The sequence below is a fragment of the Actinomycetospora sp. TBRC 11914 genome, from assembly GCF_012933465.1.
Classification (GTDB): Bacteria; Actinomycetota; Actinomycetes; order Mycobacteriales; family Pseudonocardiaceae; genus Actinomycetospora.
Genome location: NZ_JABBND010000021.1, coordinates 123,384 through 134,599 on the forward strand (window position 1 = coordinate 123,384; position 11,216 = coordinate 134,599).

Consider the following 11,216-nt stretch of genomic DNA (forward strand, 5'->3'; position numbering starts at 1 on the left):
GGCGCGGACGCGCCGTGCCCCGGCTGTCGTCGTCGAGGGGGCTTCGAGCAGGGGGACCACGCATGACCGACCAGCCGACCGGCGCCGAGCTCACCGAGCTCGTCGCCCTGGCCCGCCGGGCGGCGACCGCCTACGACCGACCGGATCTGGAGCGTCGGCTCGCCGTCGTGGCCCGGGCCGTCGAGGACGACCGGGCCCGCGTGCTCGTCGTCGGGGAGTTCAAGGCGGGCAAGACCGAGCTGGTGAACGCGCTGCTGGGCGGCCGGGCGCTGCCGACGGACGCGCACCGGGCCACGACGGTGCCGACGGTGTGCGGGCACGGCGAGCAGGCCGGGGTCGTGCTCGTCCGCGGGGTCGAGAGCCCGGAGGGGTCGGGCCCGAGCGTGGAGCACCAGTCGATCTCGCCGGGTGCGCTCGCCGAGCACGTCACCGAGAACGGCAACCCGGACAACCGGGCCGGCTGGTCGCACGCCGAGGCGACGCTGCCGCGCCCGGTCCTCGAGGGCCTGCGGCTGGTCGACACCCCGGGAGCGGGCGGGCTCGCGTCGCCGGCGGCGGTGTCGACGATGGCCGAGCTGCCCGGGGCGGACGCCGTCCTCGTCGTCGCCGACGCCGGCCGGGAGCTCACCGCGCCGGAGCTCGCGCTGGTCCGCACCGCCGCGGCGGTGAGCCCGGCGGTCGTCGTCGTGCTGACCCGCACCGACCTGCACCCGCACTGGCGGCGCATCGCCGACATCGACCGCGGCCACCTGGACCGGACCGGGCACGACGCGCTCCGCGCCGTCCGGGTGCTCCCGACGTCGGCCGCGCTCGCGCTGCACGCCGCCGAGGACGGCGACCTGCCGCCGGAGACGGCCCGGGCCCTCGCCGAGGAGTCCGGCGTCGAGGAGCTACGCCACCTGCTCTCGGAGGTCGCGCAGCGGCGGCAGGACCGCCGGGTGCGGCTGGCGACCGACGAGGTGCTCGTGGCCTGCGAGCAGTTCGCGACGACCTTCCGCGCCGAGCGCGACGCCCTGGCCGACCCGGCCCGCGCCCAGCGGATCGCCGCCGAGGTCGAGCGCGCCCGGAACCGCGCCGCGGGCCTGCGCGACCGGGCCGCCCGCTGGCAGCAGACCCTCAACGACGGCGTCGCCGACCTCGTCTCCGACATCGAGTACGACCTGCGCGACCGGCTCCGCGCGGTGATCACCGACGCCGAGGCCGCGCTCGACGACACCGATCCCGGCAAGACGTGGGAGCAGTTCGCGCCGTGGCTGCACCAGCAGGTCTCGGCCGGGGTGTCGACGAACGTGGTGTGGGCCGAGGAGCGGACCCGCTGGCTCGCCGAGAAGGTCGCGACCCACTTCGCCGAGGACGGCGAGGGCGTGCTGCCGCCGGTCACCGTCGGGGCGTCGCCGGACGGTGCGGGGCTCGCGGCCGACCCGGTCGCGATGCTCGCCGCGCCCGACCACGAGAAGTTCGGGGTCGCGCAGTCGCTCATGATCGGGATGCGCGGGTCCTACGGAGGCGTGCTGATGATCGGCATGCTGACGACCATCGCGGGCATGGCGCTGCTCAACCCGTTCTCGGTGGGCGCCGGGCTGCTGCTGGGGTCGAAGACGCTCGTCGACGAGCGGAAACGGGCGCTGCGACGGCGGCAGGCCGAGGCCAAGCAGGCGGTGCGCCGCCACGTCGACGACGTCATCTTCCAGGCCGGCAAGAACTCCCGGGACATGCTCCGCGAGGTCCAGCGAACCCTCCGCGACCACTTCACGACGACGGCCGAGGAGCTCGAGCGCTCCCTGTCCGCGACCGCCGACGCGGCCCGCGCGGTCGAGGCCGACGGCGCGAAGCGCGCGGCGCGGCTGGCCGACGTCGAGGCCGAGCTCGAGCGCGTGGCGGCCCTCGCCGAGCGGGCGCGCCGCGAACGCGCCCGGCGCTCGCCGTCGTCGTCGCGCCCGTCGCGGCTGGTCGGGGCGTGACCGCGCCCGATCCCAGCGGGCTCGTCGGCGCGGCCCGCCACGTCGTCGACGGCGCGCTGCGGCTCTACGGCACCGGGCCCGCCGACCCGCCGACGGCGTGGGCCCGCGCGGTGCTGCACGACGCCCGGGCCCGGCTCGACGAGCCGCTGCGGGTCGCGCTGGCCGGGACGCTCAAGGCGGGGAAGTCGACGCTGCTCAACGCGCTGGTCGGGGAGCGGGTCGCGGCCACCGACGCGGGGGAGTGCACCCGCCTGGTGACCTGGTACCGCGACGCGCCCAGCGCCGCCGTCGTGCGGGAGGACGTCGACGGGCGTCGCGCGGCCGTCCCGTTCACCCGCGACGCCGAGGGCCTGCGGATCGACCTCGGCGGGATCGGCGACCCGGGCCGCGTCGGACGGTTGTTGGTGGACTGGCCCTCGCGCGGGCTCGCGGAGGCGACCCTCGTGGACACCCCCGGGCTCGACTCGATCCGCGAGACGAACTCGCGGCGGACGCTGTCGTTCGTGACGCCCGACGACCGGCCTTCCGGGGCGGACGCCGTCGTCTACCTGATGCGGCACGCGCACCGCAACGACGTCGGGTTCCTCGAGGCGTTCGCCGACCTCGCCCAGGGCGGCGCCGGCGGGCTCGGCGCGGTGGGGGCGTCGGGGACGATCGTGGTGCTGTCGCGGGCCGACGAGGTCGGTGGCGGCGGGCTCGACGCGGTGACGACGGCCGGGCAGGTCGCGCAGGCCTATCGCGAGGACCCGGCGCTGCGGCCGCTGTGCCAGACGGTGGTGGCGGTCGACGGGCTGCTCGCGGAGACCGCGCGGACGCTGCGCCAGGCGGAGTTCAGCGCGCTGCGGGCGCTGGCGCGGGCACCGCGGGCCGAGGTCGACGCGCTGCTGCTCTCCGCGGACCGGTTCACCGCCGCCGAGCCGCCCGCCGTCGTCGCCGAGGCCCTCGCCTCGGACCCGGACGGGGTGCGCCTGGACGAGCCCGCCCGGCGTCGTCTCATGGAGCGGTTCGGGGTGTTCGGCATCCGGTCGGCGACGACGGTGCTGCGCCGCGGCGCGCGGACCGGCCGCGGGGTGGTCGACTCGCCGTCGCTGGCCGAGGAGCTGATCCGTCGCAGCGGGCTGGGGGAGCTGCGCGACACGCTGACCTCGCGGGTGCTCGGGCGCCGCGACGTGCACCAGGCGCGGTCGGCGCTGCTCGCGGTCGACCTCGTGCTGGGGCGGGCGCCGCGTCCCGACGCCGGGCCGGTGGCGGCCGAGCTGGAGCGGCTCCTGACCGGGGCGCACGCGTTCACCGAGCAGCGGCTGCTCGCGGCCCTGCGCCAGGGGCAGGTGACGATGCCCGAGGGGACGGCGGCCGAGGCGGAGCGGCTGCTGGGCGGCGACGGCCCGGGCGTGGCGGAGCGGCTCGGTCTCGAACCCGGCGCCGACGTGCGGGCGGCCGCGCTCGAGGCGCTCGACCGGTGGCGGACGCGGGCGGAGAGCCCGCTGACGTCGCGGGCGGCCGCCGAGGTGGCGCGGGCGGTGGTGCGGTCCTGCGAAGGGGCGCTTCGCGCTCGTGAGCACTAAGTGTCGCTATAGCGACCTTTGGTGCTCACAAGGCCGAAGGCCACCTTTCGTGTGCACGAGGTGCGTCTGTCCGGCTACGGTGCGCTCTCGGACGGCGCGTCCCGCGCGTCCGGTCTGTGACGCGACGATGCGGACACGAGAGGACGACCCCGGTGACTGCTTCGATCCTGAGCCGCGAACGCTCGATCGCCCCGCCGGGCTGGAGCCGCTGGCTCGTCCCGCCGGCGGCGCTCGCGATCCACCTGTCCATCGGCCAGGCCTACGCGTGGAGCGTCCTGAAGACCCCGGTGCAGAACTCGCTGCACACGACGGCGGTCGGGTCGGCGCTACCGTTCCAGGTCGCCATCCTCGTGCTCGGGCTCTCCGCGGCGTTCGGCGGCACCACCGTCGAGCGGCGAGGCCCGCGCTGGTCGATGGTCGTCGCCGCGCTGTTCTGGGGCGCCGGCTTCCTGGTGGCCGCGCTGGGCATCGTCGCGGGCCAGCTCTGGCTCGTCGTGCTCGGCTACGGCGTGATCGGCGGGATCGGGCTGGGCATCGGCTACATCGCGCCGGTCTCCACGCTGATCAAGTGGTTCCCCGACCGGCCGGGGCTCGCCACCGGGCTGGCGATCATGGGCTTCGGCGGCGGCGCGCTGGTGGCGTCGCCACTGTCGACGGCGCTGCTGGCGGGCTTCGGGAAGACCGGCGGCGGGCTGGCGATGGTGTTCGTCGTGCTCGGCCTGATCTACCTGGTCTGGATGCTGCTCGGCGCCGCGCTCGTGCGGCTGCCGCGCGGGGTGCAGGGCGCGGCCGCCGAGGCCGGCGAGGTCGCCGTGCCGCAGGGCGGCGTCCCGGCCGCCGCGGCGCTGCGGACCCCGCAGTTCTGGCTGCTCTGGGTGGTGCTCTGCTTCAACGTCACCGCCGGCATCGGCGTCCTCGAGCGGGCCGCCCCGCTCTACCAGGACTTCTTCGCCGGGTCCTCGCCCGCGACGGTGCTCGCGGCCGCCGGCGCCGCGTTCGTCTCGGTGCTCTCGCTGGCCAACATGCTGGGCCGGTTCCTGTGGTCGACCGCGTCGGACGTGATCGGGCGCAAGAACATGTACCGCGTCTACCTCGGCGTCGGGGCGGTCATGTACCTGCTCCTGCTGCTGATCGGACCCGGCAACAAGGCGGTGTTCCTCATCGCGACGCTGCTGATCCTGTCCTTCTACGGCGCCGGCTTCGCGACGCTTCCCGCCTACCTCAAGGACCTCTTCGGGGTCTACCAGGTCGGGGCGATCCACGGCCGGCTGCTCACCGCGTGGTCGGTCGCCGGGGTGCTCGGGCCGCTGATCGTCGACGGGGTGGTCGACGCGAACAGCGGCACGGGAGGCACCCTCGCCAGCCACTACACGGTCGCGTTCGTGATCATGATCGCGCTGCTCGTCGTGGCGTTCGTCTGCAACGAGCTCGTCCGGCCCGTGGCCCGGCGCCACTTCGTGGACGGCGCGGAGAGCCCCGCCGCCGCGGTCGAGGAAGGAGCGTCCCGATGACCGCCCCCGACGACACCCCCACCACGTCCGGACCCGCCCGCACCGGGCTGCTCGTGGTCTCCTGGCTCGTCCTCGCGATCCTCCCGCTGCTCTACGGGCTCGTGGAACTGGTCGCGAAGCTCGGCGCCCTGGGCGGCTGAGTCCTTACGGCCGAATGGACGCTGCGGGGGGTACAGATGGGCGCTGACCTGCAGAAATAGTGTCTCAAGGGGTGTTCCGGAACCGGGCACCGGCGTCATCATCAACCAATGTTTCGGGTCATCGGGTGGATCGTGGGGATCCTGATCCTCTACGCCATCATCTCCCAGCCGACCCAGGCCGCCGCCACCACGAACAACCTGGCGTCGGGGCTCGCGAGCGCCGGCCAGCAGGTCGTGGTGTTCGTCCAGTCCGTCGTCGGGTCGACGACCAGCTACACGCAGGTGCACGGCCAGCCCTCGTACGTCGGGGTCGAGACCGGGGACGGCAGCTACCCCTAGGTGGCCTCCGGCCTCGTGAGCACTAAAGGTCGCTATAGCGACAGTTAGTGCTCACGAGGCCGGAGGCCACCAGGTCCAGCAACCGCCCGAGCCGGGCCCGGTCGTCCGACCCCTGGGTGGCCAGGAGGACCCCCACCAGCAGGGTGACGACGTCGTCGGGCTCCACGTCGGCGCGCAGCGTCCCCGCCCGCGCGCCCGCGGCCAGCAGCGTCCCGACGGCGGCGTCGATCGACTCCCGCGTCCGGAGCGCGACGACGGTGCCGTCGGCCACCATCGCCCGGAAGGTCTCGGCCATCCCGCGCTTGGTGGTCACGAACTCCGCGTAGCGGTCCATCCACGCCCGCAGCGCCGCCGCGGGCTCGTGCGCCGCGAGCAGCTCCTCGGCGCTCTCGCAGACCGCTGCCAGCTCGGTGCGGTAGACCGCCTCGACGAGCGCCTCGCGGGTCGGGAAGTGCCGGTAGAGCGTCCCGATCCCGACCCCGGCGTCTTGGGCGATCTTCTCGAGCGTCGGGTCGTCCCCGGCGGTGAACCCGGCGGCGGCCGCGCGCAGCAGCGCGTCCCGGTTGCGGCGGGCGTCCGCGCGCAGGCGGGGGGCAGCGTCGTCGGCCATGTTGTCGGCCATGGAAGCGGAGGTACCTCCGGTTGGCGTGCTAGCGTCGTCCTCGTGAACGGAGGTGCCTCCGTTTCGACGACGAGTGTGCCATCGCGCGAGGAGGACCACCATGACCAGGACCGATGCCCGCCCCCACCCGGGCGGCCTCGCCGACCTCGCCGGACGCCGCGTCGCCCGCGTCGGCTACGGCGCCATGCAGCTGCGCTGGGCCGGGACCGACGACGAGCCCGTCGGCGTGCTGCGCCGCGCCGTCGAGCTCGGCGTCGACCACCTCGACACCGCCGAGTTCTACGGCGACGGCGTCGTCAACCGGCGGATCCGCGCCGCGCTCGCGCCCTACGACGAGCACCTCGTCGTCGTCACCAAGGTCGGGGCCACCCCGGACCCGGGCGGGGAGCACGCCCTGCGGCTCGCCCAGAAGCCCGAGGAGCTGCGCGCGCAGGTGGAGGACAACCTGCGCTCGCTCGGTGCCGAGCGCCTCGACGTCGTCAACCTGCGCCGGGCCGACGTCGAACCCGGTCTGGTCGCCGCGGGCGACCAGGTGGTGCCCTTCGACGACCAGCTGGCGACCATGACCGCGCTGCGCGACGAGGGCAAGATCGGCGCGATCGGGCTCTCCCACGTGTCGGCCGAGCAGCTGCGGCACGCGCTGGGGGTCGGCGTCGTGTGCGTGCAGAACGCCTACAGCCTCGTCGACCGCGGCAGCGAGCCGGTACTCGACGTCTGCCGCGAGCAGGGCATCGCGTGGATGCCGTACTTCCCGCTGGGCGGCGGGTGGCCGGGGCAGCGGCAGGTGACCGACCTGCCCGCCGTCGTCGAGGTCGCGGGCCGGCTCGGGGTGACGCCGGCGCAGGTGGCGCTGGCGTGGCTGTTGGCCCACGCGCGGGAGACGATGCTCATCCCGGGCACGCGCAGCGTCGCGCACCTCGAGCAGAACCTGGCCGCGGGCGACGTCGAGCTCGACGCGGCGGCGATGGCGGCCCTCGAGGGCTGACCGTGTCGATCCCGCGGGTCCGGTGACGACACCAGGGTGACCCCCACCGACAGGAGAACCCCGTGACGACCTTCGTCCTCGTCCACGGCGCGTCCTCGGACCACCGCTACTGGTCCCGGGTGGCGCCGTGGATCACCGCCGCCGGCCACGTCGTCGTCACCCCCGACCTGCCCATCGGCGACGAGACCGCCGGGTGGGACGAGTACACCGACGCCGTCGTCGCCGCGGTGGGGGAGCGCCCGGACCCGGTGGTGCTCGTGGGCCAGTCGATGGGCGCGTTCACGGTGCCGCTGGTGGCCCGGCGGGTCCCGACGACGCTGCTGGTCCTGCTCGCGCCGATGATCCCCGCGCCGCGGGAGACCGCGGGGGCCTGGTGGGACGCGACGCGGCACCGGGCGGCGGTCGGGGCCCTGGCCGTCGAGCTGGGTCTCGACCCCGCCCGGCTCGACCCGGTGCACGACCCGCGCACCACCTTCTTCCACGACCTGCCCACCGACCTCGTCGCCGAGCTCGAGGCCGCCGGGCCGCCGCTGCAGGCCGCGACGATCTTCTCCGTGCCCTACCCGCTGCCGCGCTGGCCCGACGTCCCGACCCGCGTCGTCGCCGCCCGCGACGACCGCCTCTTCCCGCTGCCCTTCGTGCGGCGGCTGGCCTCGGAACGGCTGGGCGTGGAGGCGGAGGTCGTCCCGGGCGGGCACCTGGCGGCGCTCGGGCGTCCCCGCGAGGTGGCGACGACGCTGCTGCGGCTGGCCGGGGAGGTCGGGCACGGGTGACGCGTGGCACCGTGGGGCCGTGGCTGCGGCGGACACGGACCAGGAGCAGATCGAGCGGGCGCGGGACCTGATCGCGGGGGCGCGGCGGGTCACGGTGCTGACCGGCGCCGGCGTCTCCACCGACTCCGGCATCCCGGACTTCCGCGGGCCGCAGGGCGTGTGGACGAAGAACCCGGCGGCGGAGCGGATCTGGACCTTCGACCACTACCGCGACGACGTCGAGGTCCGGCGGGCGGCCTGGCAGGAGCGCGTCGAGCACCCGATGTGGTCGGCGCGGCCGGGGGCGGCGCACGACGCGCTCGTCGCCCTCGAGCGCTCCGGGAAGCTCGTCGCGCTGCTCACCCAGAACATCGACGAGCTCCACCAGGCGGCGGGCTCCTCGCCCGACTCGGTGCTCGAGCTGCACGGCACCAACCACCACACGGTGTGCCTGACCTGCGGTGCGGTCACGCCGATGGCCGAGGCGCTCGACCGCGTCCGGGCCGGCGAGGACGACCCGCGCTGCCCGAACTGCGGCGGCGTCCTCAAGGCGACGACGATCATGTTCGGCGAGATGCTCGACGTCGGGGTGCTGCAGCGGGCCCGCGACGCGGCGCTGGGCTGCGACCTCTTCCTCGCCGTCGGGACCTCGCTCGGCGTGCACCCGGCGGCCGGGCTGGTCGACGTCGCGGCCATGGCGGGCGCGGACGTGATCATCGTCAACGCGGAGCCGACGCCGTACGACGGGGTCGCGAGCGTCGTGCTGCGCGGCGGGATCTCCGAGGTGCTGCCGGCGATCGTGCCGGGGGCCTGACGTCAGCGGTGTCGCATCGCAGACGTTGAGTGTCTGCGATGCGACACCGCTGACAGCGCACCGATCACCGGAGCTTGCGTTCGAGCGCACTCGAAGGCCTAACGTCGCCGCCGTGCCTGGTTCGATCCTCGGAACGTCCGTCCGCCGCGTCGAGGACCCGGAGCTGATCCGCGGTCGCGGGACCTACGTCGACAACACCGTCCCCGACGGGGCGCTGCACGTGCACTTCGTCCGCTCCCCCCTCGCCCACGCCCGGCTCGGCGAGGTCGACGCCCAGAAGGCCCGCGAGGCGCCCGGCGTCGTCGCCGTCCTGACCGGCGCCGACCTCGCCGACGTCCCCGACCACCGCCCGTTCATGGTGCTCAACGACGCCTGCGCCCGGCCCCTGCTCGCCCGCGGGAAGGTGCGGTTCGTCGGGGACATGGTCGCCGCCGTCGTCGCCACCACCCGCGCCGACGCCGTCGACGCCGCCGAGCTCGTCGAGGTCGACTACGACCCGCTCGACGCCGTCGTCGACCCCGAGGCCGCCCTCGCCGACGGCGCCCCGCTGCAGTTCGAGGAGCTCGACTCCAACCTCGCCGCCGGGTTCCGCGACCCCGACGACGTGCAGCCGCTCGAGGGCGCCGACGTCGTCGTCCGCGCGCGCATCGTCAACCAGCGCCTCGCCGTCGCGCCCATGGAGGGCAACGCCGTCACCGCGACGCCGGGCGGCCCCGACCAGCCCTACGACATGACCGTCCACGTCTCGACCCAGATGCCCCACGGTCTGCGCGGGCAGGTCGCCGCGCAGTGGGGCTGGGAGCCCGAGCGGGTGCGGGTCGTCGCCCCGCACGTCGGCGGCGGGTTCGGCGGCAAGGCCGGGATGGCCCCGGAGCACGCGGTCGTCATCGAGACCGCCCGCCGGCTGGGTCGCCCCGTGACCTGGGCGGAGACCCGCAGCGAGAACCTCACGGCGATGCCCCACGGCCGCGGGCAGGTGCAGTACGCCGAGCTCGGACTGCGGCGCGACGGGACGATCGTCGGGCTGCGCGCCCGCGTCGTCGGCGACGCCGGCGCCTACGCCGGGTTCGGTGGCGCGCTCGCCCTCGGCCCGACGCGCAACATGGCCCAGGGCGTCTACCGCATCCCGACGATCGCCTTCGACGCGGCCGCCGCCCTCACGACGACGACGCCGATGGGTGCCTTCCGCGGCGCCGGCCGGCCCGAGGCCGCGGCCATGCTCGAGCGCATGATGGATCTCGGCGCGACGGAGCTGGGCATGGACCCGGCCGAGATCCGTCGCCGGAACTTCCTGCGCCCCGACGAGTTCCCGCTGACCACGGTGACCGGCTCGCTCTACGACTCCGGTGAGTACGCCAAGTCCCTCGACAAGGCCCTGGAGCTCGCCGGGTACGACGACCTGCGGGCCGAGCAGGCCCGGCGTCGGGAGCGCGGCGACCGGGTCGCCCTCGGCATCGGCCTCGCCGTCTACGTCGAGGTCACCGCCGGCGGCGCGGCGCAGGAGTACGGGAAGGTGACGGTCGACGACGACGGCGGGGCCACGGTCGCCGTCGGGACCTCCGGGCACGGGCAGGGGCACGCGACGTCGTTCGCGATGATCGTCGCCGACCGGCTCGGCATCCCGATGGAGCAGATCCGGTTCGTGCAGTCGGACACCGCGGCGGTGCCGCACGGCGGCGGGACGGGCGGGTCGCGGTCGCTGCAGCTGGCCGGGTCGAGCGTGCTGGTCGCGGCCGACACGGTGCTGGAGCGGGCCCGCGAGGTGGTGGCCTCGGCGCTGGAGGCCTCGCCCGACGACGTCGTGGTCACCGACGACGGCGCGCTCGGGATCGCCGGCGTGCCCGACCGGACGCTGTCGTGGCGCGAGGTCGCGGCGGCCGCCCACGAGCAGGGGGTGTCGCTGGCCGAGTCCCGCGACGAGTCCCAGCCCGGGGCGACCTACCCGTTCGGCGCGCACGTCTCGGTGGTCGAGGTGGACCTCGACACCGGGCGCGTGACGCCGCTGCGCCACGTCGCGGTCGACGACTGCGGGCGCGTGCTCAACCCGACCCTGGTGGCCGGCCAGCAGCACGGCGGCCTCGCCCAGGGCATCTCGCAGGCGCTGTGGGAGGGCTTCTCCTACGACGAGGACGGCAACCCGACCACCGGCTCCTTCGCCGCCTACCTGCTGCCGACCGCGGTCGAGGTCCCGGCCTTCGAGGCCGCCAGCACCGAGACCCCGACGCCCTACAACCCGCTGGGCGCCAAGGGGATCGGCGAGGCGGCGACGGTCGGGTCGACGCCCGCGGTGCAGAACGCGGTCCTCGACGCGCTCTCCCCGCTCGGGATCCGCCACCTCGACATGCCGCTGACCCCCGACCGGGTGTGGCGCGCGGTCCGCGACGCCGAGGCCGGCACCGTCGCCGACCCGTGGGTCGAGCCCCCGGCGTTCTTCGCGTCGCTGCCGGTGCGCGGGGCGTCCGCGGACCCGGAGGCGGCGTCGGTGGACGTGTAGGTGGCCTCCGGCCTCGTGAGCAGAAAATGTCGG

At 75.3% G+C, this 11,216-nt stretch carries 10 protein-coding genes; 9 read left to right on the forward strand and 1 reads right to left on the reverse strand.

Annotation, left to right across the window (positions count from 1 at the left end; genetic code table 11):
* Window positions 1–62 precede the first annotated feature (62 nt).
* From HH311_RS26120 to HH311_RS26140, 5 genes are all read left to right on the forward strand, one after another.
* On the forward strand, window positions 63–1,961 hold the full coding sequence (locus HH311_RS26120; protein WP_169186633.1) for a dynamin family protein: 1,899 nt from the start codon (window positions 63–65) through the stop codon (window positions 1,959–1,961).
* Entirely contained in the window at window positions 1,958–3,526 is a 1,569-nt protein-coding gene (locus HH311_RS26125; RefSeq protein WP_169186634.1) for a dynamin family protein, read from the forward strand. Before HH311_RS26120 ends, HH311_RS26125 begins: the two co-directional genes overlap by 4 nt.
* Window positions 3,527–3,678: 152 nt before the next feature.
* Window positions 3,679–5,037, forward strand: a complete 1,359-nt coding sequence (locus HH311_RS26130) for an OFA family MFS transporter (protein ID WP_169186635.1) — start codon at window positions 3,679–3,681, stop codon at window positions 5,035–5,037.
* Window positions 5,034–5,177: a hypothetical protein gene (locus HH311_RS26135; protein ID WP_169186636.1), complete on the forward strand. Its 144-nt coding sequence runs from the start codon at window positions 5,034–5,036 to the stop codon at window positions 5,175–5,177. Before HH311_RS26130 ends, HH311_RS26135 begins: the two co-directional genes overlap by 4 nt.
* Window positions 5,178–5,285: 108 nt before the next feature.
* On the forward strand, window positions 5,286–5,516 hold the full coding sequence (locus HH311_RS26140) for a hypothetical protein (RefSeq protein ID WP_169186637.1): 231 nt from the start codon (window positions 5,286–5,288) through the stop codon (window positions 5,514–5,516).
* A 22-nt stretch (window positions 5,517–5,538) separates the two neighbouring features.
* Here the strand turns inward: HH311_RS26140 and HH311_RS26145 are convergent, their stop codons facing one another.
* Window positions 5,539–6,138 carry a TetR/AcrR family transcriptional regulator gene (locus tag HH311_RS26145; protein WP_248304217.1) on the reverse strand — a complete coding sequence of 200 codons (600 nt, stop codon included), beginning with the start codon at window positions 6,136–6,138 and terminating at the stop codon, window positions 5,539–5,541.
* A 100-nt stretch (window positions 6,139–6,238) separates the two neighbouring features.
* Between HH311_RS26145 and HH311_RS26150 the strand changes: the two genes are divergently transcribed.
* From HH311_RS26150 to HH311_RS26165, 4 genes are all read left to right on the forward strand, one after another.
* On the forward strand, window positions 6,239–7,123 hold the full coding sequence (locus HH311_RS26150) for an aldo/keto reductase (protein ID WP_169186638.1): 885 nt from the start codon (window positions 6,239–6,241) through the stop codon (window positions 7,121–7,123).
* Between the two features lie 62 nt (window positions 7,124–7,185).
* Complete coding sequence (locus HH311_RS26155; protein ID WP_169186639.1) at window positions 7,186–7,896, forward strand: alpha/beta fold hydrolase; 711 nt, start codon at window positions 7,186–7,188, stop codon at window positions 7,894–7,896.
* 19 nt (window positions 7,897–7,915) lie between these two features.
* Window positions 7,916–8,689: a Sir2 family NAD-dependent protein deacetylase gene (locus HH311_RS26160; protein ID WP_169186640.1), complete on the forward strand. Its 774-nt coding sequence runs from the start codon at window positions 7,916–7,918 to the stop codon at window positions 8,687–8,689.
* 112 nt (window positions 8,690–8,801) lie between these two features.
* On the forward strand, window positions 8,802–11,183 hold the full coding sequence (locus tag HH311_RS26165; RefSeq protein WP_169186641.1) for a xanthine dehydrogenase family protein molybdopterin-binding subunit: 2,382 nt from the start codon (window positions 8,802–8,804) through the stop codon (window positions 11,181–11,183).
* Window positions 11,184–11,216 lie beyond the last annotated feature (33 nt).